Source organism: Streptomyces sp. NPDC037288 (assembly GCF_055603265.1).
The window spans coordinates 129,715-153,101 of sequence record NZ_JBVJVY010000018.1 but is presented as its reverse complement, the minus strand read 5'-3'; the positions used below and the strand labels follow the sequence as shown (position 1 = coordinate 153,101).

At 74.0% G+C, this 23,387-nt stretch carries 18 protein-coding genes; 6 read left to right on the top strand and 12 right to left on the bottom strand.

What is annotated here, in order from left to right; genetic code table 11:
* The first annotated feature begins 3 nt into the window (after positions 1-3).
* Positions 4-390: a PPOX class F420-dependent oxidoreductase gene (locus ACZ7GZ_RS21535; protein WP_471026391.1), complete on the top strand. Its 387-nt coding sequence runs from the start codon at positions 4-6 to the stop codon at positions 388-390.
* A gap of 21 nt (positions 391-411) precedes the next feature.
* On the opposite strand, the gene ACZ7GZ_RS21530 is transcribed toward ACZ7GZ_RS21535, so the two are convergent.
* The 3 genes from ACZ7GZ_RS21530 to ACZ7GZ_RS21520 all read right to left on the bottom strand — a co-directional run bounded on the left by ACZ7GZ_RS21530 (position 412) and on the right by ACZ7GZ_RS21520 (position 5,241).
* Complete coding sequence (locus ACZ7GZ_RS21530; RefSeq protein WP_471026388.1) at positions 412-3,189, bottom strand: alpha/beta hydrolase; 2,778 nt, start codon at positions 3,187-3,189, stop codon at positions 412-414.
* Between the two features lie 726 nt (positions 3,190-3,915).
* Complete coding sequence (locus tag ACZ7GZ_RS21525; RefSeq protein ID WP_471026387.1) at positions 3,916-4,335, bottom strand: Zn-ribbon domain-containing OB-fold protein; 420 nt, start codon at positions 4,333-4,335, stop codon at positions 3,916-3,918.
* 159 nt (positions 4,336-4,494) lie between these two features.
* Positions 4,495-5,241 (bottom strand): TetR family transcriptional regulator, encoded by a 747-nt coding sequence (locus ACZ7GZ_RS21520; protein WP_471026385.1) that lies wholly within the window; start codon positions 5,239-5,241, stop codon positions 4,495-4,497.
* 378 nt (positions 5,242-5,619) lie between these two features.
* Here ACZ7GZ_RS21520 and ACZ7GZ_RS21515 point away from each other — a divergent pair, with 378 nt between their 5' ends.
* Positions 5,620-6,462 carry an ATP-grasp domain-containing protein gene (locus tag ACZ7GZ_RS21515; protein WP_471026382.1) on the top strand — a complete coding sequence of 281 codons (843 nt, stop codon included), beginning with the start codon at positions 5,620-5,622 and terminating at the stop codon, positions 6,460-6,462.
* Here ACZ7GZ_RS21515 and ACZ7GZ_RS21510 read toward each other — a convergent pair.
* Positions 6,449-8,866 (bottom strand): polysaccharide lyase 8 family protein, encoded by a 2,418-nt coding sequence (locus ACZ7GZ_RS21510; protein WP_471026379.1) that lies wholly within the window; start codon positions 8,864-8,866, stop codon positions 6,449-6,451. The two genes, ACZ7GZ_RS21515 and ACZ7GZ_RS21510, sit on opposite strands and share 14 nt — an antisense overlap.
* A 195-nt stretch (positions 8,867-9,061) precedes the next feature.
* On the opposite strand from ACZ7GZ_RS21510, the gene ACZ7GZ_RS21505 reads away from it, so the two are divergent.
* Positions 9,062-9,730 carry a peptidoglycan-binding protein gene (locus ACZ7GZ_RS21505; RefSeq protein ID WP_471026377.1) on the top strand — a complete coding sequence of 223 codons (669 nt, stop codon included), beginning with the start codon at positions 9,062-9,064 and terminating at the stop codon, positions 9,728-9,730.
* Between the two features lie 223 nt (positions 9,731-9,953).
* Positions 9,954-10,445: a flavin reductase family protein gene (locus ACZ7GZ_RS21500; protein WP_471026423.1), complete on the top strand. Its 492-nt coding sequence runs from the start codon at positions 9,954-9,956 to the stop codon at positions 10,443-10,445.
* A 322-nt stretch (positions 10,446-10,767) separates the two neighbouring features.
* Here ACZ7GZ_RS21500 and ACZ7GZ_RS21495 read toward each other — a convergent pair whose 3' ends face one another.
* The 6 genes from ACZ7GZ_RS21495 to ACZ7GZ_RS21470 all read right to left on the bottom strand — a co-directional run bounded on the left by ACZ7GZ_RS21495 (position 10,768) and on the right by ACZ7GZ_RS21470 (position 18,826).
* A complete protein-coding gene (locus ACZ7GZ_RS21495; protein ID WP_471026374.1) occupies positions 10,768-13,203 on the bottom strand; it encodes a SpoIIE family protein phosphatase in 2,436 nt (811 codons plus the stop codon).
* A gap of 232 nt (positions 13,204-13,435) precedes the next feature.
* Entirely contained in the window at positions 13,436-13,816 is a 381-nt protein-coding gene (locus ACZ7GZ_RS21490; protein ID WP_363220584.1) for a hypothetical protein, read from the bottom strand.
* 474 nt (positions 13,817-14,290) lie between these two features.
* Positions 14,291-15,208 (bottom strand): MurR/RpiR family transcriptional regulator, encoded by a 918-nt coding sequence (locus ACZ7GZ_RS21485; RefSeq protein WP_471026372.1) that lies wholly within the window; start codon positions 15,206-15,208, stop codon positions 14,291-14,293.
* 77 nt (positions 15,209-15,285) lie between these two features.
* Complete coding sequence (locus ACZ7GZ_RS21480; RefSeq protein ID WP_471026370.1) at positions 15,286-17,373, bottom strand: phospholipid carrier-dependent glycosyltransferase; 2,088 nt, start codon at positions 17,371-17,373, stop codon at positions 15,286-15,288.
* 253 nt (positions 17,374-17,626) lie between these two features.
* On the bottom strand, positions 17,627-18,136 hold the full coding sequence (locus ACZ7GZ_RS21475; protein WP_471026368.1) for a hypothetical protein: 510 nt from the start codon (positions 18,134-18,136) through the stop codon (positions 17,627-17,629).
* A 57-nt stretch (positions 18,137-18,193) separates the two neighbouring features.
* The gene (locus ACZ7GZ_RS21470) at positions 18,194-18,826 is read right to left on the bottom strand and encodes a nucleoside/nucleotide kinase family protein (protein ID WP_471026367.1); all 633 of its coding nucleotides are present in this window, start codon (positions 18,824-18,826) and stop codon (positions 18,194-18,196) included.
* Between the two features lie 85 nt (positions 18,827-18,911).
* On the opposite strand from ACZ7GZ_RS21470, the gene ACZ7GZ_RS21465 reads away from it, so the two are divergent.
* The gene (locus tag ACZ7GZ_RS21465; RefSeq protein ID WP_471026365.1) at positions 18,912-19,652 is read left to right on the top strand and encodes an HAD family hydrolase; all 741 of its coding nucleotides are present in this window, start codon (positions 18,912-18,914) and stop codon (positions 19,650-19,652) included.
* Positions 19,649-22,003 (top strand): glycoside hydrolase family 65 protein, encoded by a 2,355-nt coding sequence (locus ACZ7GZ_RS21460; protein ID WP_471026363.1) that lies wholly within the window; start codon positions 19,649-19,651, stop codon positions 22,001-22,003. The genes ACZ7GZ_RS21465 and ACZ7GZ_RS21460 overlap by 4 nt, the downstream gene beginning before the upstream one ends.
* Before the next feature lie 114 nt (positions 22,004-22,117).
* Here the strand turns inward: ACZ7GZ_RS21460 and ACZ7GZ_RS21455 are convergent, their stop codons facing one another.
* Together ACZ7GZ_RS21455 and ACZ7GZ_RS21450 are read right to left on the bottom strand one after the other, a co-directional pair.
* Positions 22,118-23,005, bottom strand: coding sequence for a M48 family metalloprotease (locus tag ACZ7GZ_RS21455; protein WP_471026361.1), 888 nt, complete (start codon positions 23,003-23,005; stop codon positions 22,118-22,120).
* Complete coding sequence (locus ACZ7GZ_RS21450; RefSeq protein ID WP_471026358.1) at positions 23,002-23,385, bottom strand: BlaI/MecI/CopY family transcriptional regulator; 384 nt, start codon at positions 23,383-23,385, stop codon at positions 23,002-23,004. The genes ACZ7GZ_RS21455 and ACZ7GZ_RS21450 overlap by 4 nt, the downstream gene beginning before the upstream one ends.
* Positions 23,386-23,387 lie beyond the last annotated feature (2 nt).

Here is a 23,387-nt window from a genome sequence, read left to right as displayed (position 1 = left end):
GGCATGGACGACACGCGGCTGGACCGGCTCGGCTCCGGCAAGTACCTGCTGGTCACCAGCTACCGCAAGAACGGCACCCCGGTCGCCACCCCGGTGTGGGTGGTCCGTGACGGTGCCGGCCTCGGAGTGTGGACCGCCGCCGACAGCTTCAAGGTCAAGCGGATCCGGCGCCGCCCCGACGTCCTCGTCGGCCCCTGCGACCTGCGCGGCAACCCCACCGGCGAGCAACTGCCGGCCACCGCGCGGATCACGGACGCCGCCACCACGGCCCGCTACCGGAACCTCGTCGCCCGCAAGTACGGCATCGTCGGCCGCCTCACCCTGCTCGGCAGCAGGCTGCGGCGCGGCGCGGACGGCACGGTCGGCATCCGGGTGACCCTCGCCGAGTGAGGGCCACCCGGAACCGGCCCGCTACGACGCGTCCAGCACCGATCCGGACAGCACCAGCCCACCGGGGCGCGGCTCACCGGTCTGCATGTCGATCTGCCGGAAGCGCACCGACTCCGCCCGCTCCTTCACCCGGTCCTTGACCGTCGGCACGGTGATGTCCGCGCTCGTCCGCCCCGCCGGGATGTCGACCCACAGGGTGAGACCGCCGACCTTCGACAGGGGCCGCTCCGGGTCGGGCTTCGCCCCGGCGGTCTCCTCCAGCCAGCGCGCCGGGACGTCCTTCGTGGACAGCTCCGGCGCGGTGGCCGGCACCACCGCGAACATCGCGCTCATGTCGACGTCGACCGCCTCCGACAGGGACAGCCGCCACTTCAGGGACTGCCCCTCCGCCACCCGCCCGTCGACCGGCGTGACCGTCATCGCCGGAGCCGGATCGTCGTCGTGGACGCTGATCCCGCCCCGGTAGGAGCCGACGACCGCACCGCGCACCGCCTTGACCAGGACGTCGTACGACACGTCCGTGCCGTAGCGCGTGTTGCCCCGCACCTCGACCGGTACGTCGATGTCGTGGCCGCCGGGGTGCACCGTCACCAGCCGGTCCTCGGCCTTCCCGGTGGCCGGGTCGACGACGTACACCCGGACCTGCCCGCTGCCGTGGCCCGACACCCGGACCGGAACGCGGTACGTGCGCACGCCCGAGTCACCCTCGGCCACCGTGCGGCGGCCGATGTCCACGCGGGGCAGCGCCGCCGCCCGCGCCGCGGGCGTCCCCGGCCGCCAGCCCCACGCGTCCATCAGCCAGGCCTGCCCGGACGCCGAACGCGCCGTCAGCTCCATGGACTTGACCGAGCCGAGCCTGAGTCCGGCGCGGGTGGCCGCGGTCAGCGGCACCCGGAACTCGCGGGCCCAGTAGGACGTGGTCCGCTCGCTGCCGGGCAGCCCGTCGGCACTGATGCGGCCCAGCTTCGCCGTACGGCCCGAGGTGTCGGTGAGGGACACGTCCAGCTTCGTGCCCCGGGAGTTCGGCGGCACGAACAGCCGCAGCGCCAGCGCCTTGGCGCCGGACAGCGACACGGGCCGCTTCAGGCTTGTCCGTGCCGGTGCACCGGCACGCGTCCAGCGCAGCGCGATCGCGTGCCGGCCGGTCTCCCGGCCGGTCTCCCACTGTGCGAAGTGCGGTGACGCGCCCTTCGCGCCCTGCCCCAGACAGGCCCTTGCCGGGCTGGGGTCCACCGCGGCGCACAGCCGGGCGCCGGTCACCGTCACTCCGCCGTCGGGAAGGAACCCGGCATCCCGGCGCGCGCCCACCGCGTGGCTGAGCACCCGCGCCGGGTCCGCCGAGGGGGCCCGCTTCCCGGAGCCGTCCAGCAGCGGCCGCACCCGGTCGTCGCCGGCGAGGAACAGCCGCGCGGCGGTCGCGATGTACGTCGAACCGGCCCGGTGCTGCTGGTCGGCGGTCAGCCGGGTCGCCGCGTGTTCGCCGCAGACCGGGTCCGGGTGGTCCGGGTCGTCGGAGAAGTCGTCCTCCGCGGGCGCCGCGGCCTGGCCCGGCGTCCACTCGGAGTTGAAGAAGTTGTGGTCGGCGCCGATGACGTACACGGCACTGTGCAGCGCGCTGCCGTCGCTGACCGCGCGGGTGCCGTCGACGTAGACCTCGCCCTCCAGGTCGGAGACGTCACCGTCGCAGCCGGGCAGGATCGTCACGGACGGCACGTCGGGCACCGGGTTCTGACCGAAGGCGGTGGGACCGATGAGGACCGTGCCACGGATGGTCCAGCGGACCGGACCGTGATAGCCGTCCTGGTCGGCGGACGGCGGATACAGGCTGTCCAGGGCCGCCCGGTCGACGCCCTCGCCGCCCCGGGAATGCCCGACGAGCAGCACGCGCGACAGGTCGGTGCGGGGTGCCTGGCGGACGGCGGACGGCGCGGTCCCGGGGTGCGCGGCCCAGTCGGCCCATCGAGCCAGGTGCAGCCGCACCAGCGAGGAGCGGGCCTGCGCGCCGCCGTCCTCGGCCGCGGAGTCCTGGCCGTTGATCCCGTTGGCGGAGACCGAGACGGTCACATAGCCCTGGGAGGCGAGGAGTCTTTGGTCGCGCAGGTAACCGCGGTGGCTCGGCACGGGCCTCGTGCCGGACTTGCACGGCCAGTCACCGGTGATGCCCTGGCCCTTGTAGCAGGTGAAGTGGCGGCCGTGCAGGAACAGCGCGAGCGGACGCCGGCCGGATACGCCGACCGGGGCGACGACCACGGCGCGCATCTCCACCGGCGCCGAAAGGCCGGGCAGCTTCACCGACTTCAGGCTGTACTCGCCGGTCCGGGTCCGGTACGGACCGGGCTTTCCGGGATCGACCTCGTTCGCGGGCAGCGGGGCCGGCGGCCGGGGCGCGGACGAGGCCCCGAGGCTGTTGTGCGCGCCGGTGGTGGGCCGCGCGTCCAACCGCCGCCCACCGGACCACACCTGCAGCCCCTGCAGCTCCGTGGCCCGGTGCCCGTCCAGCGGCAGCCGGAAGGAACGCCCGTCCGGGCCGGGCCGGGGCACTCCCAACAGCCGCCCGTCCGACCGGAATTCGACCCGGGCATCACCCATCGGCACCGGCCGGTCCGACCGCCACACCAGCTGCGGCGCCGACCGGCCGCCGGCGATCCCCCACCCCGGTGGCAGCGTTCCGTCCTCCGGGGAATCCAACGACCCCGTGTGTGACGGTGGTTGGGCATGAGCCACTGCCGCCCCTGGGGATGCCCCCGCCACCGCGAGCAACGCGGCGGCGGTCACCCATATACGCCGGGCACGGACCACTGTTCCTCCTTCAGCCCCCGACCTCGGGCGTCCCGTCCGTCCCGGGAGCCCCTCGCCCCCGGAGGACGGAAGGCGGAGTCTGTGGGTTGCCTGTGCAGGAGACGTGACCGATCACATCGTGCCACTACGGCAACGGCGGTCGGCAGCGGTCCAGTTGCCCGGAGGGCCGCCCGGTGGCGGTCCCGGCCGGCCGGCGACACGGGAGCCGACGACCCGGCACGCGTCCGCTCCGGCGAAGGCGGCTGGCAGGTGGGCGAGTGCCGCTTCCTCCGTCGGCCCCGGGGCGCGTTCGCCGGGCGGCGCCGGCACGCGGTCGGCTCCTTCGGGGGCCGCGGGGAGCCCGGGGCGGTCGGCGTGTGAGCCTGTGCCGTACGGAACAGACCGTGGAGGGCGGACCCGGCCGGGCTCGGCTCCGCGGCATCGGGAGCCGGTCCGCCGCCGCCTCTCGTACCCCGGCACGGCGGCACGGCAGGCCGGCGGCGTACGGCTCACCGCCCGCCCGCTGCGGCATCCCCCGGCGGAGATCCCGCCGCGGGCCGCCGGCGAGGCACGCGGCGTCGGGGACCCGCGGATGCCGGACGCCTGGCGTGGACCGGTGGACGGGGAGGGTGACCGCGCCGGCGGTCCCGCTCACGGCTCGGCGGCCACCGAACCCCGTGTCTCGTCCCGACAAGGGAGTTGGTGTCCGGGTTGGGGCGCCGGTGACGGCAAGCGCGAGGCCCGGTGTCAGGTCCAGGCGCTCCGGTACGACTCGTCCAGCAGCTGGAAGACCGGCTCGCCGCGCACCGGATCCAGGGCGGTGGACAGCCGGACCCGGTCTCCGCTGTGGATGCCGACCGGCGGACCCATGACCCGGCCCCGTACGACGAACCCCTCGGCCATCTCTATCAGCGAGACATTGCGTGCCGCGGGCGTGTTGCGGTGCACCACGGTGGAGTGCCGGACCGTCCCGACGCCCTCGCTGCGCTCCGTGCGCAGCTCGCTGCCCTGGCACACCGGACACAGCAGCCGGTGGTACATCGCGGTGCCGCACCAGGTGCACCGCTGGAAGAGGATGGCGTCCTTGGAGTCCGCGGAGACGGGATCGAGAACTCCCGCCGCGGAACCGGCCGCCGGATGCGAGGCGTTTGCTGAGTGGTGGTACACGCTGGTCAACTCCCTGCGCTCGGCCGGAATCCCGCGTGTCCGGCGCGCACCGGGCACACGCGTGCGCGGCAGCCGTGCCACCGTGCACGCCGACAGAGTATGGCACTGAGTGTCACTCGTAAAGGCACTCCGTACCCCTATTTCGGCGAGGGGGTGCCCTCAGGCGCGACCGAGTGCCGTCTCCAGCTCCTGCACCACCCGCCACAGCGGGGCGTCCCGGCGGGAGACCAGCACCACCACGTCGTCGGGACGGCCCTCCGGCTCGCCGCCCGGCACCGGTCCGGTCAGGGCGATCCGGGCGGCGGGCCCCGGGGCACGCCCGAACGCCGTCTGCACATGCCCCAGCGCGTGGTCCACCGCCGCGCCCGCGTCGCCGAGGCCGTCCGAACGCAGCCAGGAGCGCAGGGCGTTGTTGTGCGCGGCGACGACCGCGGCCGCGACGACGTCGGCCCGCAGCGTCCCGTCGGGCCGTCCGGCGAACCGCCCGCGCAGGTACTCGGCGAGCGCGCGCTCGTAGCGCCACACCACCGACAGCTCGTAGGCGCGCAGGCCCGGAACCTGCTTGGTGAGGCGGTAGCGCTGCACGGAGAACGTCGGGTTCTCCGCGTACATCCCCAGCACCAGGCGGGCCGCGTCGCACACCCGCCGCACCGGTTCGTGTTCTTCACCGCTCTCGGCGAGGAACGCGGTCATGTCGGCGAGACAGCGCTCGTGGTCGGGGAAGACCACGTCCTCCTTGGAGGGGAAGTAGCGGAAGAACGAACGCCGGCCGACCCCGGCGAGGGCCACGATGTCGTCCACGGTGGTCTGCTCGTACCCGCGTTCCAGGAAGAGCCGGAAGGCGGCCGCGACGAGGGCCTCACGCATCGGCGGCTTCGCGGCCGGCGCCGCGCTGCTGGAGCTCATGGAGGGGAACGTAGCATCCGGACGGGCTGGGTGACACTCAGTGCAATTCGAGCCCCCTTGTGGGGGAACTGAGTGCTTTGAGAGCACGGTACCGAGCATGGTCGACACCCTCACCGGACCTGCCCACCCCGCACCTCGACGCCCTCACGGCCGCAGGATTCCCCGGTCGAGGTGGACGACGGCACGTCCACCACGTCCGGCCCCTGCTGGGCGGCGGGCCTCTGACGCCGGAGCGGACCCCGCCCGCCCCCGCCGCCCGCCCTGCGACGTAACCTTTCTGCACCGTGCCGGGACCGGCCCGTGCCGGCAGGCCCCCCGCCTCCGGGCGCCGGGCGACCGGCCGCCCCGACACCGGCGCACCGCCCGAGGAGATGCCCCATGCCCGCCGCCCGCCCCCGCCTGCTCTACGTCACCGACCTGGCGTACGAGGCCCGCGGGCGCCGCTACTGCGACGAGGACATCTTCCTCACCTCACGGCTCCGCGCCCGATTCGACCTCGCCCTGTGCCATCCGGGGGACGCCGTGGCGCTGATGGACGGCTTCGACGCCGTGGTCGTCCGCAACAGCGGCCCCGTCCTCACCCACCAGCGCGGGTACGACGCCTTCCGTGCCCGTGCGCTCGGCACCGGGACGCGCGTGTACAACCCGCTCACCGGCAAGGCGGACATGGCCGGCAAGCAGTACCTGCTCGACCTGAGCGCCGCCGGTTTCCCCGTCATCCCGACGGTCGGCCGCGCCGAGGACTTGGGTCTGCTGCCGGCCGCCGAGCGGTACGTCGTCAAGCCGATGCTCGGCGCGGACTCCTTCGGCCTGCGGGTCGCCCCCGCCGAGCGGGTCGCCGCGCTCGCCACCGGCCGGGTGCTGATCCAGCCCTGCGTCGACTTCCTCCACGAGGTGTCCTTCTATTTCGTCGACGACGACTTCCAGTACGCCCTGTACGCCCCCGACCCGGAGCGCCGCTGGGAGCTCGAGCCCTATGCGGCCACCGCCGCCGACCTGGAGTTCGCCCGCCGCTTCATCGACTGGAACGACCTCGGCAACGGCATCCAGCGCGTCGACGCCTGCCGCACCCGCGACGGCGGCCTCCTGCTGGTCGAACTGGGGGAGCTCAACCCCTACTTGTCGCTCGAGGCCCTGCCGGAGGAGGCCAGGGACGCCTTCGTCACCGCGTTCACGGCGTCCCTGAGCCGGTTCGTGCAGGGAGCGCTCAGCCCAGCCTGACCGTGACCCGCTGGGTGGCGCCCGCGGTGGCGGTGAGATCGCCGAAGGTCAGTGTCAGTGCGGAGCCGGTGGCCGCCGAGGCGAGCGTGCCCGGTGCCGACGTCACCGCGGCGACCGCCCGCCGCCAGGTCAGGGTGAGGCTCGTGCGCGTGCGCATCGGATCGCTCACGGCGATCACCGCGGTGCCCTCCCGCTTCTCGCTGATCATCACGCAGCACGGATCGCTCGCGGTGAGCGTTGCGACCGTACCGCCGAACCAGAAGTTCACCCCGGTGAACCCGAGCGAGGTGACGGCCACCCCCTGCTGGTTGTTCGTGTTGACGAGCACGGTCAGCCAGTGCGCGTCCGCGGCGCGGGCCTGTGTACGGGCCGCGGTGGCACCCGGCAGCAGGAGGTAGGCGTACGACGCGTTCGCCGGGTCGGTGCCGTGATCGACGTACATCGTCAGGTACTTGCGGTTCAGGACGGTGTCCGAGCCACCCTTGTTGATCGTGCCCCAGCTGCCGTCGCGGGCGTCGCGCAGCGCGCGCACCGTCGCCCCGCCCGGGAAGACATAGCCGCCGTGCCCGCCGATGTGCGCCCACTTCGCCCCGGTCAGTGTGGCCGACCACGGGTAGGAGGCGGGCTCGACCGTGCCGTCCACCGTGAACGGCGCGCCGCCGGCCGGGCCGAGGTTGCGGTTCTCGACCGTCGTCTCCACGGCCGCGCCGTCCCCGCACGTGATGCCCGCGCCCAGACAGACGACCGCGTCGTCCAGGAAGAACCACGACTTCTTCGCCACGAGCGTCGACTGCAGGCCCTTGAGGTACTGCCCGACGGCGGCCCGCTGCCCGTCCGTCGCCCCGCCCACCCAGTTCACGTCCGGCTTCGGGGCGCCCCAGTCACCGCCCGCGGCGTCGGCCAGCACCTTGCGCGAGACGGTCGTACCGGGCAGCCGGCAGGGGTCGACCGTGGGCCAGAAGGCGTCGCTGTACTGGCCGTTGCCGAAGGTGTCGCCCCACCAGTAGAGCATCCCGGAACCGGTGTGCCAGCCGCGCAGGTTCTCGCCGTTGCCGGTCTCGTAGTACGTGATCCTCTTGTCGGCCATGCTCAGCGCGGCCGCCCAGCCGGGCCTGCGGTGGGTCGCCCGCGCCATGGACGGGAACAGCCGGTGTCCGGTCGGCTCGGCCGCCGCCGTCACCGACCCGTCTTCCTGGACTCCCTTGAGCCGGGCCAGATGCGGCAGGCTCAGCACCGGGTCGGCGAGCGGAGGGCTGTAGTGGTCCCGCTGCATCCAGCCCTTCACCAGAGCGCGCCAGCGGGTGTTCTCGGCCGCGCTCGCCCCCTGCCCGAGCAGCACGATCGACCCGAGGACCGGATGACCGCGCAGGTGATCGTCCTGCTGGACCTGCTTCGGGTCCGCCGCCGAGAGCCCACGGCTGATCGCCCGGCCCGCAACACCGTCCATGACGAGGCCGTTGTGGAGGAACGGCGCCCAGGCGTGTTCCACCGCGTCGAACACGATCTGCCGGGCCGGGTCCGTCACCGCCCAGCTCGAGCCCGCGAGCAGCGCGAACAGCAGCCCGAGACCGCCGAGCAGGACCGAGCCGTACGAGCCGGTGTACGGCACCGTCGTGTGCTGGACGAACGAGCCATCGGCGTACAGACCGTCGCCGGAGGTGACGTACGGGAAGACGGGGGAGAGGGCGTCGCGGGCCAGCGCCACCTTCGCCGTGCTCGCCCCGACGACACCGCGCAGCGCCAGTACCCGGCACAGATCGACCCGGTTCGCGCCCGTGCTGGTGCCGCTGTAGCTGCCCACCGCCGAGTCGGGCACGAAGTGGTCCACGGCGGCGAGGTAGCCGGCGATCCGCGCGTCCGGCAGGGCGTCGTACATCAGCACGCACACGTCCAGCAGCGCCTGTGGGGCGCCGATCTGCCAGCTGTACCAGTTGCCGTACCAGGTCTGGCCCGCGTGGTAGACGTCGTCGTGCAGATGCTCCAGGCCCGTGAGGATCGCGTCCCGCAGGTCGGTGTCGCCGGTCAGGCCGGTGCCGGGCTGGCAGTAGGCCTGCGCGAGCGTGCTCAGCCGGGTGTAGCTGGTGTTCATGTTCCCGGAGTAGCCGACCGACTCCTGGTCGGTGTCCGGATCCGGGTCGGCGTAGCCCAGGTCGGGCCACAGGGAGCCGGCGGCGGGGGCCATCGTGGCCCGGTACCGGCTCGCCGTCGTCCCCAGGTCGGCGAGCCGGCTCTTGAACGGTTCGGCCAGGGCGCTGAACCCCTCGCCGAGGACCAGGGTCCGCCACCTCGCGCGCAGCGTCGCGAACTCGTCCGACGCCGCGGACGCCCGGGTACCGAGCCCCAGGGCGAGAGCGGTTCCCGAACAGACGGTCAGAAAACCACGGCGTGACCAAGGAGTCGTCATGACGGCGCTTTCTAGCACGCGCTTTCTCAAGCGCTCAACAGTTCTTGCGGAGTTGAGCGTTTCAATCGCTCGATGGGGGTGGCCAAAGGCCGTTCGGTGGAGTGGGCCGCGGGCTTGAACGGGGTCGCCGCCCGGACCGTATCTCAGCACGGGGAGCTCGGAAGTCCCGTCCGTACGGGACGGAAGGAGAGCCAGGTGCCGACACCGCTCGATCCTGAACGTCCGCACTCCGGACCGGTCCTGGAACCCGTCCGGGTCGAGCGGCTCCGCCGTTTCGACGCCCTCGCGGAGCTCATGCGCGAGATGGAGACCGCCCCGGCGCGAGCAGCGCACACCGACGAGGCCGAGACGCAGGAGCTGCCGCCCGTACCACCGGCCCCTGCCCCTCCCGGTGCCGCGGGCCCGGCCCGCGGTCTGCACCTGCCGGTCGTCGCCGGGGCCGTGGCAGCCGCCGCACTCCTCGGCTTCGGCTGCGCCCTGCTGCTGCCCGTTCGCCACGAGGCAGCCGTGAGCGCGCGTCCACCCCGGCAGACGGCCACGGCATCACCCCCCGCCACCGCGCCGGCTCCGACACCCACCCCCACCCCGTCCCACGCCCCCGCCGCCACCACCGATCCCGACGGCCCCGGCACCCTCCGCCAGGGCGACACCGGCCCCGACGTCACCGATCTGCAGCGACGCCTGCTGCGCGTCCCGGACGTCTACCGCGACGGCTCGACCAGCGGTACCTACGACGCCACCCTCACCGCGGCCGTGGCCCGGTTCCAGCTCTGGTACGGCATCAGCGGCGACGAGACCGGCGTCTACGGCGACGACACGCGCCGCGCGCTTGAGTCGCGGACCGGCCCCGGCGACGATGCGTGAGCGGCACGCGGGAGACACCGGGTAGCGCGGGCCGCGCCCGTCCTCGCCGCGCAAGCCGAGGCCGGGCCGGAGCGGCGGACGGGAGCACAGCGGGATGGCGGACGTGGAGGGTGCGACGGACGGCAGGTCGGACGCGGACGGCAGGTCGGACGCGGACGGCGGCGCGGGCACGGCGAGCGGCGGCCCGAGGGGCGGCAGGACCGGCATGGCCGGCACGGACCGCATGGCCGACACCACCGGCATGGGCGGTTTCTTCGGCCGGCTGGATCCGGACATGTGCGTGGTCACGGCCGTGGCCGACGGTGAGCGGGCCGGGTGTCTGGTCGGCTTCGCCTCGCAGTGCTCCATCCGGCCGCCCCGGTTCACCGTGTGGCTGTCCAAGGCCAACCACACCTACCGGGTCGCCCGGGCCGCGCAGCACCTCGCCGTGCACCTGCTCACCCGCGACCAGCGGGACCTCGCGGAACTCTTCGGCGGCGAGACCGGCGACGAGACCGACAAGTTCGCACACCTGGACTGGGCCGGGGGATACGCCGGCGCGGTGGTCCTGCGGCAGACGGCGGCCTGGTTCGTGGGCACCATCCTGCACCGCACCGACGGCGGTGACCACGTCGGCTTCGTCCTGGACCCGGTGGAGTGGGGCGAGGGGCGGGACGGCCCGCTGCTGCGGCTGTCCGACGCGGCCGGCATCGAAGCCGGCCACCCCGTGGACTGACCGGATTCGTACGTGGGGCAACACTTCGGGAAAGCCACCGACGGGAGCGGTGGCCCGGCCCCATCCTGGTCAGCCCGCGGCCTACGGTCGCGTGTTCCGCACAACGGCCGAAGGCCAGCCCGATGAACGGCTCCCGCATCCCGGGCCTGCTCGTGCCCGCCGTCTTCCTGCTGGCGCTGGTCGTCGGCGTGTGCTGGTACTGGCGACACCGCGACGACGACTGACAGACGACGGACACCGCACCGCCACCCGAACACCGGCACCGGCGCCGCTCCCCGGAAACACTCACCCGGGCCCCGCCACCGCGGACCGTCACCGTGCCCTACGCGTCCGTCTCCGTCGCGTCCGTCGCGTCGGCCACACCCTCCAGCGGCAGCCTGATGTCCAGCACGCACACGTCGTCCCGCCGCTCGTCCGCGAGCATCGTGGCGAGCAGCGCGTCCAGGGAGCCCGACTCGCCGCAGCCCTGGGCGCGCACCGCCTCGGCCAGCCGTTCCAGGCCCGTGTCGAGGCTCTCGCCGGGACGTTCGACCAGGCCGTCGGTGTAGAGCAGCAGCCGGTCGCCGGGTTCCAGGCGGAGTTCCGCCGACTCGTAGGCGGGGGACGCGGTCGCGCCGAGCAGCATGCCGCCGGGCCGGTCGAGGTAGCGCACCTCGCCATGGCGCACGAGCAGCGGCGGCAGGTGGCCGGCCTGCGCCCAGGCGAGGACGCGCCGGCCGGGGTGGTAGCGGGCGAGCACGAGGGTGGCGGTGGTCTGGCTGTCGCGGGAGTGCAGCAGCAGGTAGTTGAGCCGGGCCAGCGCCCCGGTCAGCGAGGAGCCGGTGGTGACCATGCCCTTCGCGGTGAATCTGAGCTGGGCCATCGTGGCCACCGCGCCGATGCCGTGGCCCGCCACGTCGCCGACCACGAACAGCGCGTCGTCGTCGGGCAGTTCGATGGCGCTGAACCAGTCGCCGCCGACGTGGATGCCGGACTGCGCGGGCAGGTACGCCACCTCGACGCGCAGCCCGGCCAGCCGCACCGGCTTGCTCGGCAGCGGCAGCAGGGCGTGCTGCAGCCGGGCGGCCAGGGCCCGTTCGGCTTGCAGGATCCCGCGCTGCAGCAGTATCGCCCGCTCGCTCTCCACCAGCGCCAGCTCGGCGTTGCGCTGCGGGGTGAGGTCCTGGATGAAGCCGTGCACCTCGACCGTGGTGCCGTCCGGCGCGGTGACGGCCTCGGCGACCAGCCGCAGGTGCCGGACACCCCCGGGTGCGTCGATACGGAACGGCACATCGAACGGCCGGGCGTGGCGGACCAGTCCGGCTATCGCGTGGGCGAGCGGGCCCGCGTCCTCCGGCAGTGCCAGGTCCGGCAGCTGTTCGAGACCGAGCGGCTGCTGTCGGGGGGTCCGGCCGAGGACGGCGTACGTCTGCTCGGACCAGGAGACCTCCTGGGTGACCAGGTTCCAGTTGGCCCAGCCGAGGTTGCCGAGCCGCTGCACGTCGGACAGGCGCTGCTCCTGCCGGTCCGCGCGGTCGTGCCGCAGCCAGCTGACCAGCAGGCCCCCGCCCAGCGGAGCGGCCCGCACCGAGTAGGTGGCGGTCACCGGCAGTTCGCCGACCATGTCCTGGTAGACGAACGGCTCGCTCTCGAACGGCACTCCCGTCCGCAGCGCCTCCAGATAGCCGTGCCACAGCGGCTCGCCCGCGACGGACGGATAGCTCTCCAGGACGTGGCTGCCGACCATCTGCCGGCCGGTCCGGCCGAACACGTCGACCGCCTCAGGGGTGGCGGCCTCGATCCGGTAGTCCTCCACCTCGCCGGTGGCGGCGTGCAGCGGGGTCAGCAGGATCGCCGCGCCCGGCAGTGCGTCGAGCACCGCCTGCACGCTCCGGGCGGCACCGTCGTCCGCGCGTCCCTGGGGGGCGTCGAAGGCGCGCAGCCGGCCGGCGCACAGCCGGGCCACGGCCCGCAGCAGCTCGCGTTCCCGCGGCGCGAACGGCCCGCCGCTCCGGCGCAGCACACCGAGGGCGACACGGGCGGTGTTCCCGGCCGGCACGGGCAGCCAGGCCTGGCTGGGCCAGCGCTCCGGCGACTCCCCGATCAGCAGGAACCGGTCGCCCTCCGCGACGAGGTCCTCCAGCCAGCGGGGCTCACCGCACCGCAGGGCGTCGAGCGGGACCACACCGGTCACCGGGGGCACGTACCGCCACTGCGCGGCGAGGGTCGCGTCGATGCCGGCGTGGCCGATCAGTTCGAGCCCGCCCTCGGGCAGCTGCTCGTACAGCATCACGGCGTCGGCGTCCATCTGGGGTGCGACGTGGTCCAGCAGGCAGTGGGCCAGCTCGGGCGGCGTACCGACCCTGACCAGGTCCCGGCCTATGTGCCCGAGTATCTTCGCCAGGTCCACCGTGCCGGTGGGCGCGACCTCCCAGGTGCCGGCGGCCGGCGGTGCGGCGGGGGCCCACCGCGGGACCGGCGGCTGCTCCTTCGGGGGCAGCAGGGCGCCCAGGGTAAGCCAGCACTGTTCGAGGAGCGTGCGGTTGCCGTCCTCGGCGCGCTGCAGCAGCTCCTCGTGCGCGGCTTCCGGGGTGCACCCGGTGACGGCCATCAGTACGCCCTTGGCCCGCTCCACGACCGCCGAGCCTGCGGCCAGGTCCCGAAGCCGTTCCATCTCCGCGCGCTGTCGCGCCACGACCTTGGCCAACGCCGCCGGATCGGCGCCGGTGGGGTCAAGCGGGTGCACGGGCTCGCTCGTCACGCGACGAGCATGGCACATTCGGGCCCCTTCGATCACTCGTCTGCCGGGTCCGGATTCATATGAGCTGCACACTGGCTTCGTGCCGACGGTTCACCCGAGCCTGCGGCGGAGGCCGGGCGACGCCCGAAAACCGTTCACACGAAAGAGGGCGAGCCGCTGCGGGCCGTTGACCGGCGGAGCCGGGCGGGCCGGTGGAGCCGGGCGGGCCGGTGGAGCCGGGCGGGCCGGTGGAGCCGGGCGGGCCGGTGGATCAGCGGCCCGTGCCCCGTGCGGCCAGGGCCTCGCTGACCGCGCGGACGCTGCGGGCGATGTGCTGGAGCTGCAGGACCTCGGCGGCGTAGAGCTTGATCGTGTGCTCGATGACCGACTCGGGCAGTCCGAGCATGGGCAGCTCGGCCCGTGCGGTCTGCAATGCGGTCCGGGCCACCCGGATCTCCTGCTGGACCTGCAGCTGTGCGTGCCGGGCGAGCAGGACGGGGTGGCGGATGAGGGCCGGATAGCTGGCGTAGCGCGCGGGGATCAGCTCGCGCAGCCACTTGGCCGCCGAGCGCTCCCAGTCGTACGAGCCCGGCGTCTTGACCTGACAGGGCCAGTCGTGGCTGATACGGGTGCTGGTCAGAGGCATGATCATCGCTTCCGGTGGGCGGCGTCGTGAGGGTGGTCCGACGGGTGCGGGGGGGGGGGGGGGAGGGGGGGGGGGTGGTGGGGGGGGGGGGGGGGGGGGGGGGGGGCGGGGGGGGGGGGGGGGGGGGGGGGGGGGCGCCCCCCCCCCCCCCCCACGGGCGCGTCGCGCAGACGACGCGCCCCGGTGCACCTCCGGCGCCGACGCGGGTAGGGGACGGCGGCTGGGGGTGTCCGTGCGGGGGCCCCGGGCGTCGCGAACCGGCGCTGCGTGGGGACGTGCGTACGCATGGGCGGTCCGTCGGCTTTCTCGGGGCGGTGTGCGAGCGGTGAGGCCGCGGGGTGAAGTATTTATATATACCGTTCGCTTTGCAAGACGTATGAAAACATTCATGCGTGATTTGTCGTGGAAGATCCCCGTCCTTGGCAGGGGAACCGCAGGATCTTCACCGCACCCGGCGCACAGGCGCACGAACTGGCGGGTTCAGTCCTTCATGAAGAACTGGTGCTGGTCGGAGAGCTGCTCGTACTTCTCCAGGCGGGCCTGGGTGCGCTCCGGATCGGCGTCGGTCATGGCCTGCAGCAGCGCGGCGGCCATCATGCCCGGCGCGGCGTAGGAGTCGAACACCAGCCGTGAGCCGGTGCCGGTGGCGAAGGTGACGTCGGCCTCGTCGGCCACCGGCCCGAGCGCCAGGTCGGTCACCAGGGCGACCTTCAGTCCGGCGCTTCGCGCCACGCGGACCGCCTGGAGCGTCTCCTGGGAGTGCCGGGGCATGGCGAAGGCCAGCACCCAGGTGCCGCCGGCCTCCCGGCACTGCATCAGCGCGTCGTAGGCCACGCTGCCGCCCCGGGTGACCAGCCGCACGTCGGGGTGGATCCGGCGGGCGGCGTAACCGAAGTACTCGGCCAGCGACTCCGAGATGCGCAGGCCCAGCACGGTCAGCGGGGTGGAGCGGGACAGCTCACGGCCGACCCGGATGACCCGGTCCGGGTCGGCGAAGTCACGCCGCAGGTTCTCCAGGTTCTCGATCTCGGCGTCGACGGCCGCCTGCAGCTCGTTGGCGCGGTCCTCCTCGCCCGGCCCGCCGGCCAGGGTGCTCAGCGCGATCGCCTGGAGCCTCTCGCGCAGCGCGGGATATCCGCTGAAGCCGACGGCGGCGGCGAAGCGGGTGACGGAGGGCTGGCTGACCCCGACCCGGTCGGCCAGCTCGGTGATGGACAGGAACGCGGCCTCGGTGATGTGCTCGATCAGATACTGGGCGATGCGCCGCTGCCCGGGCGACAGACGTGGGCCGTCGAAGAGTTCCCTGAGCCGGGAGGTCGGTGCGGCCTCGGCCTCGGGCACGGCTTTGCCCGAGGTGATCGCTGACGCCTGCGCGCGGGCCTGCTGCGGCGAGGGCACCGTTCCGTCTCCTTTGTCTGCCACAAGCACTCAACATAGCTCACCGACCGTGGTGAACAGGGGCTTGAGCAGGAGGTTCAGCGCCGGAAGAGGCTGATCGAACTGCCCACCCCACCGGCCGGCCTGCTGCTGCGGACCAGCTCGGCGAGCCGTCCGCGCGCCTTGGCGAGCGCGGAGTCCGACACCACCAGCAGGCCGTGCACCCGCTCCGGCGGCACCGTCCGCGGATCGGCTGCGTGGATGCCGTAGTACGACGGCACGCCGCTGCCCTTGTACACCAGCCACACCCGCTCGTCCGGATACCGCTGCCGGAGCCGGTCGGCGAGCCGGCCCAGGTCCTGTCCCCAGTCGACGTTGGAGTCGTGCAGCAGCCGATGGGTGTTCGCCGGGCCGCCGAACGCCTCGTTGGAGTACGGCAGGTAGTAAGGGAACGTCCGCGCCGAACTCACGGCCGTGAGCAGCACCAGCGCGGCCGTCGCGGCTGCCGTCCACCGCCGGCCGGGCCGCGGCACACAGGCCGCCGCCACCGCGAGGAACATCGGCACGCACAGCGCGTACCTCGTCCCGAAGTCCCGGGACCCCGTCATGGCCGCCGCGAGGAGCACCCCGGGCGGAAGCAGCAGATACGGCGCCGCGGGCCGCAGCCGCCGCAGCGCCACGACCGTCACGGCACCGGCCGCGCCCAGTGCCAGCAGCCCGAGCGGCGTCTTCACCAGCAGGGCGGCCGGCAGGTAGTACCAGAGCGCGCCGGTGTACAGGTGGCCGAACAGATAGCCCTGCCACGGCTGGTTCTCCAGCCCGAACTGCACCCGCATACCGGCCCGGTACGCGCCCGGCACCGGCAGCAGGTCCACCAGGAGCCCGTGCAGCCCGTGCAGGGCCGGCACGGGCTCGGCGGGGCTGAACCGCAGACGCGGATCGACGGCCAGATACGCGGCCCAGACGACCCCGACCGCCACCAGCAGCACGACGCCCGCCCCGGCGAGGGCCCACAGCGCTTTCCGCCACCGCCCGCCGACCGGTCCCGCGAGCGGGACCCCGAACGCACCCGAGAGCAGAGACAGACCTCGGCGGTGGTGCGTACCGGCGGCCGTGCTCGCGAGGCCGGGCAGGGTCTTGCGGGGGCGAGTGCCGGCCGTGCCCGCGAGGGTGTTCAGGGCCGCTCGCCGACGCTCGCCGACCGCGCCCGCGAGCGCGGAGAGCAGCTGCCGTTCCCGGCCCGCGCCCCCGTCCGACCTGCCCGGCGGTACTCCTCGCACGGGGCCCGTGCCGATGTCCGGAATACCCGGGATATCCGTCGGCGGAACCTGAGGTCTTCGGCCGGTGTTCGTGTGCGGCGTGCCCGGCGGGACCTGTTGTCCCCGGCCGGTGCTCGTGTGCGGCCCGCCCGGCTGGACCCGCCGTTCCCGGCCCGTGCCGGTGTCCAGCGCGCCCGTCGGTGAGGTCCGGCGTCTGCGGACCGTGCTCTCCTCCGGCCCACCCCCCGGTCGCACCATCCGTCCCCGGCTCGCGGTGACGGCGGACAGCGCGGCCAGGCCCATCAGTACCGGTACCGCCGGCAGCGCACTCATCTTGGTGGCCACGGCCGCGCCGAGGGCCGCGCCGGCGAGCGGCAGGTACGGCAGGGGCCGCCGCCGGGCCCGCCAGACCAGCCAGGCCGACGTCAGGACGAACCCGGCCATCGGCACGTCAAGCGTGGCCAGCGAGCCATGCGCGATCAGGTCGGGCGAGAAGGCGTACAGGGCGAGCGCCACCAGACCGCCCGCCGTGCCCGTCAACTCGCGGGCGAACGCGAACGCGACCAGCCCGAACAGCAGCGTCAGCACGATCACCGGCAGCCGGGACCAGAACATCAGCCGCCAGGGGTCGTTGCCGGACTCGTACAGCAGATGCCGGCCCACGTCCCCTTGCGTGCCGGTGTACGACGGGTCGTAGTGCGGGCCGGCCACCGACACACCGGCCGCGATCAGCAGCTTGCCGAGCGGCGGATGCTCGGGGTTGTAGCGGATCCGGTGCTCGCGCAGATAGTCGGTGGCCGTCGCCACGTACACCGGCTCGTCGATCGTCGGAGTCTGCTGGACGGCCGTGGTGACCATCGCCGTGGCCATCTGCGCGAGCAGCAGCGCGGCCAGCAGCGGCACCAGCCACCGCCGGCGGCGGCGCATCCAGGCGTACCTGCGGCCGGGGGCCGGCCGTGACGGCCTCTCGGCCGGGGTTTCCCGGGTGAGAACCAGGTGCTGTGCGCGCGCCATCATCCGCCCTGCGGTGGCACCGGCCGAGGGACGGCGGGAACGGCGGCGGGCCGGATCATGGCCCTACTGTCGCACCGCTCCCGCCGCCGCAGGCGTCACCGCTCCACGAGTCGTACCGACAGACCTTCTGCCGTGTACACGGGTACGGCCCGCAGCCGGTCGGAGTTCACCTCGATCCGGGTGAACCGGCCGCGCAGCCGGGTGCGTCCAGCACCGGCAGGGTGCCGGCCACCGCCGGCGGCCGATCCGCGTCGAGCCGTAGCGACGGCACCGCCGAGCCGCCCGGCACGACCAGGTGCCGGACCGTCAGCGGCGCCCTGCGGCCGACGCGCCGGGGATCTCCGGTGTGCCCGCGTCCTGCGCGAACGCGCCGCGCACCCGCGGCCGTTCGGCCACCCCCGGCATGCCGCCCGATACGCGCACGTCCCCGTGGCCGAGGGCGTCTTCGGCGCGCAGCACGTTCCGGGCCCGGCGGGGTGCCGGTGTTCCAGGCGGAGCCGGTCTTCCACACCGGGGCGAAGCCGCCGAGGACGCGGACCACCGCGTCGGTCCCCTGCCTGAGGTGGGCGACGAGGTCGCTCCGTCGGTCGTCCGCGAACGCGGCGGGGGACGCCGCGGCCTTCGCGTCGGTGGCCGGCAGCCAGGCCGGGGCGGCGAGCACACCGGTGGGCTCCACACGGTCGGCGGGTGAACGCGGGGCGCACGAGGCACGGAAACGCGCCTTCGGGGGCGCTCAGGGGACCGGTACCACCAAGTCCGCCCGCCCGCGCGTCGCCGCCACCAGGTCGGCGTTGCGCTGGTCCGTGCCCCGTACCCAGGCCACGGCCGTCTGGTGGTCCTTGCCGAACTCCTCGTGCCGGGCGACCAGCCGGCCGATCCGCTCGGCCTCGTCCGTCTCGCAGAACCACACCTCGTCCAGGCACGGCCGCACCCGCGCCCACGAACCCTCCGTCACCAGGAGGTAGTTGCCCTCGGTCACCACCAGCCGGGCCGTCGGCGGCACCGGGATCGCGCCCGCGATCGGCTGCTCCAGCACCCGCTCGAACCCGGGCGCGTACACCACCTCGTCGGTGTCCTCGCGCAACCGCCGCAACAGCGCCGCGTACCCGGCCGCGTCGAACGTGTCCGGCGCCCCCTTGCGATTCCGGCGGCCGAGCCGGTCCAGTTCGGCGTCGGCGAGGTGGAAGCCGTCCATGGGCACGTGCGCGGCCCACGGCGGCCCGTCGGCATTCAGGGCGCGCACCAGACGCTCGGCGAGGGTGGTCTTGCCCGCACCGGGGCTGCCCGCGATGCCGAGCAGGGCGCGCCGGCCGTCCCGGGGGAGCGCGCGGGCACGGGCGAGGAGATCGTCGAAGGTCAGCGGCACACAGCAGAGTGTGTCATCAGGAGTTCGCGCGCTGTGTGGCGTGCGCCACTCACTGGACGGCGCCCCAGGGGGAACAGTGCTGGGTATGACTCAGCTCGGTCTTCCCGACACGATCCAGGCCTGTCTCTTCGACCTCGACGGGGTGGTCACGAAGACCGCCGTCGTGCACGCGGCCGCCTGGAAGGAGACGTTCGACGCGTTCCTGCGGGACTACGAGGGGGAGCGGGGACGGCCGTTCGACCCGGTCGCCGACTACGACGAGTACGTCGACGGCCGCCCCCGCGCCGACGGCGTCCGCGCCTTCCTCGACTCGCGCGGCATCCACCTGCCCGAGGGCACCCCCGAGGACCCACCGGGCACCCGTAGCGTGCACGGCCTCGGCAACCGCAAGAACGTCCTGCTGCTGGAGAGGATCCGCACCGGCGGCGTCGAGGCCTACGAGGGCACCCTGCGCTATCTGGAGGCCGTCCGTGCCGAGGGGCTGCGCACGGCGATCGTCTCCTCCAGCGCCAACTGCCAGGACGTGCTGCGCTCCGTCGGCGCCGAGCACTTCTTCGACGTACGGATCGACGGGGTGGTCGCCGCCGAACGGCACCTGCCGGGCAAGCCGCACCCCGACACCTTCCTCGCCGCCGCCCGCGACCTGGGCGTCGCGCCGCAGCGGGCCGCCGTCTTCGAGGACGCGCTGGCCGGCATGGACGCGGGCCGCGCGGGCGGCTTCGGGTACGTCGTCGGCGTGGACCGGGTCGGGCAGACCGACGCGCTGTACGCGCACGGCGCGAGCGTCGTCGTCAAGGACCTCGCCGAGCTGGGAGGCAAGCAGTGATCACCGACCGGTCGTACGCCGTCGAGCCGTGGGCCGTCCGGGAGACCGCCCTCGCCCTCGACGTCCTCGCCCAGAGCGAGTCGGTGTTCGCGCTGTCCAACGGCCATGTCGGCTGGCGCGGCAACCTCGACGAGGGCGAACCGCACGGCCTGCCCGGCAGCTACCTCAACGGTGTCCACGAGGTGCATCCGCTGCCGTACGCGGAGGCCGGCTACGGCTATCCGGAGTCGGGCCAGACGGTCATCAACGTCACCAACGGCAAGATCGTCCGGCTGCTCGTCGACGATGAGCCGTTCGACCTGCGCTACGGCCGGCTCGTCGCCCACGAGCGGGTCCTGGACCTGCGCCGCGGAGTTCTGGAGCGCACCTGCGAGTGGACCTCCCCGGCGGGCTCCACGGTCCGGGTGCGTTCGACCAGGCTGGTGTCGCTGACCCAGCGCGCGGTGGCCGCGATCGCCTACGAGGTGGAGGCCGTCGGCTGCCGCAGCCGGGTGGTGATCCAGTCCGAGCTGGTCGCCAACGAGTCCCTGCCGGAGTCCAACGGCGACCCGCGCGCGGCCATGGCACTGCAGTCACCGCTGGAGCAGGAGGACCACTTCGCCTCCGGCAGCCGGCTGCGGCTGGTGCACCGCACCCGGCGCAGCGGCCTGCGGGTGGCCGTGGCCGCCGACCACGTCGTCAGCGGCCCCGAGCGCACCACCACCCGCAGCGAGAGCGGCAGCGACGTGGCCCGGCTGACCGTCACCTCGGTACTGGAGCCCGGGCAGACGCTGCGGATGGAGAAGCTGGTCGCCCACGGCTGGTCCGGCGCCCGTTCGCTGCCCGCGATGGCCGACCAGGTGGACGCCGCGCTCGCCGCCGCCGCGCACGACGGCTGGCAGGGCCTGCTGGCGGACCAGCGGGCCTGTCTGGACGACTTCTGGGCCCGCGCCGACGTCGAGGTGGAGGGCGACGAGGAGGTCCAGCAGGCCGTCCGCTTCGCCCTGTTCCACGTCCTGCAGGCGGGCAGCCGCGCCGAGCAGCGCGCCATCCCGGCGAAGGGCCTGACCGGCTCCGGCTACGACGGGCACGCCTTCTGGGACACCGAGATGTTCGTGCTGCCCGTGCTCACCCACACCGCGCCCGCGGCCGTCGCCGAGGCGCTGCGCTGGCGGTACAGCACCCTGGACGAGGCCCGTGAGCGCGCGGCCCAACTGGGGCTCGCCGGGGCCGCGTTCCCCTGGCGGACCATCGCCGGACCGGAGGGCTCGGCGTACTGGCCGGCCGGCACCGCCGCCTTCCATGTGAACGCCGCCATAGCCGACGCCGTCGTCCGGTACGCCGAGGCCACCGGCGACACCGTGTTCGAGCGCGAGGCCGGCGTGGAGCTGCTGGTGGAGACGGCCCGGCTGTGGCGCTCGCTGGGCCACCACGACGGGCACGGCGCCTTCCACATCGACGGCGTCACCGGCCCCGACGAGTACAGCGCGGTCGCCGACGACAACACGTACACCAACCTCATGGCCCGGCAGAACCTGCTCGCCGCGGCCGACGCCACCGAACGCCACCCGCGCGAGGCGGCCCGGCTCGGCGTGGACGCGGAGGAGGCAGCCTCCTGGCGGGACGCCGCCGAGGCGATCCACATCCCCTACAACGAGGAACTGCGCGTCCACGAACAGCACGCCGGGTTCACCCGCTACCAGCGCTGGGACTTCGGTGGCACCCGCGCCGACCAGTACCCGCTGCTGCTGCACTTCCCCTACTTCGACCTCTACCGCAAGCAGGTCGTCAAGCAGGCCGACCTGGTGCTGGCCATGTACACGTGCGGCGACTACTTCGACGCGGACCACGACGAGGAGCAGATCGCCCGGAACCTCGCCTACTACGAGCCGCTGACCGTCCGGGACTCCTCCCTGTCGGCCTGCTGCCAGGCCGTCCTCGCCGCCCAGGTGGGCCATCTGGACCTCGCCTACGCCTACACCACCGAGGCGGCGCTGATGGATCTGCAGGACCTGGAGCACAACACCCGCGACGGGCTGCACATCGCCTCGCTCGCCGGTACCTGGATGGCGCTGGTGGCGGGCTTCGGCGGGATGCGCCGCGACGGCGAGCGCCTGCGGTTCGCGCCGCGCCTGCCCGAGCGGCTGAGCCGGCTCGCCTTCCACGTCGAGTTCCGCGGCCGGAGGCTGCGCGTGGAGATCGGCGCGGACAAGGCGACGTACGCGCTGCTGGACGGGCCGCCGTTGAGCCTGCGGCATCATGGGGAGCCGCTCACCGTGAGTACGGACGAGCCGGCGGTGCGGGCCCTTGCGCCGGTGGTACGACGGCCCGCACCGGAGCAGCCGCTGCATCGCGCGCCGAACGGGGGTTGAGCGCCTCGCTCCGCGGGGAGTGCCGAGGAGCAGACAGTGCCGGAATGTGCCGTCGGTCGTCCGCTGCGCCGTCGTGGCTGGTCGCGCAGTTCCTCGCGCCCCTTCGGGGCGCTTTCAGTGCAGCGCGCCCGATAGCAGCCGCAGCAGGTCGCCCGTCGCGTCGGCGGCGAGCAGGGCGGAGAGGGCGCCCAGCAGGAGGACGGCCAGCGCGGCGGGCCACAGCCTCGGGGGCGGGCTCGTCCGAAGGGCCGCGATGCGTCGGGTGACGGCCCGGTCGGTGAAGCCCAGCGGGCACGGCCTGGCCCGGCCCGCGGTGAGCGCGGCCCGGGCCAGCGCCCGGGCGGTGGTGCGCCGGTCGCAGACCGTGGCCGCCTGCTCGTCCGCCCAGCGCTCCACGAGAAACGTGATGGCCGAACGCACCTGGGCCAGCAGCGGGTTGGCCGCCGCGGCGAGCGTGGCCGCCGTCACCAGCCGCCCGTGCCGGTGCGTGAGATGGGCGCGCTCGTGGGCGAGCAGCGCCCGCCGCTCGCCCGGCGCGAGCGCGCCCAGCATCGCCGAGGTGACCAGGATCCGGCCCGGACGGCCCGGGACCGCGAACGCCTGCGCTGTTGCGGAGGCGGCGACGATCAGCTCGGTGTCCGCCGGATGCCCCGCGCACAGCCGACGCAGGGCCCGCCGGGTGCGCAGTTCGGCGTGTACGGCCCGCCGCACCCGCAGGGCGATCGCCACCAGGGCCAGGCCCGCGGCGAGCCCGATCGCCTCGGGCACCGGATCGGTGAGCGGACGCCCGTCCTCGCGGGCCTCGCGGATCACCGGCGGCACGTGCCCGAGGAGCGCGGCGGCCAGCAGGGCCAGCGACCAGGTGGTGGCCACGGCGGTCAGCACGGCCGCCGAGGTCAGCACGCGCGCGGCGAGCGCGGGAGCGACCCGCCGGGCGACCACCGGCCCGACCGCCGACAGCAGCAGCGACAGCACCAGCGGGCCGTACACGTCGAACGTCATGCGCCGCCTCCGGCGAGCAGCTCGCGCAGCGCCCGCTCCTCATCGGGACTCAGGCCGGTCACGAACTGCTGAAGCGCGGCGATCGGGTCGGGGCCCCGGTCCAGGGCCTCGTGCATCGCCTCGGCGGTCAGCTCGGCCGCGTTCTTCGCCGGACGGTACGCGCCGCGCCGCCCGTCGGCGTCCCGCAGTACCAGCCCCTTGTCATAGAGGCGTTTGAGGATCGTGTGCACCGTGTTGTAGGCGAGTGCGCCGTCGACCTCGGCCTGGATCTCCGCCGGGGTCAACGGCCGCTCGGTCGCCCAGAGAGCGGCCAGTACCTCGCTCTCCAGCGCACCGGCGCTGCGCCGCTCCGCCCTCCCGCGGGACCCTGTGCCAGCCATGT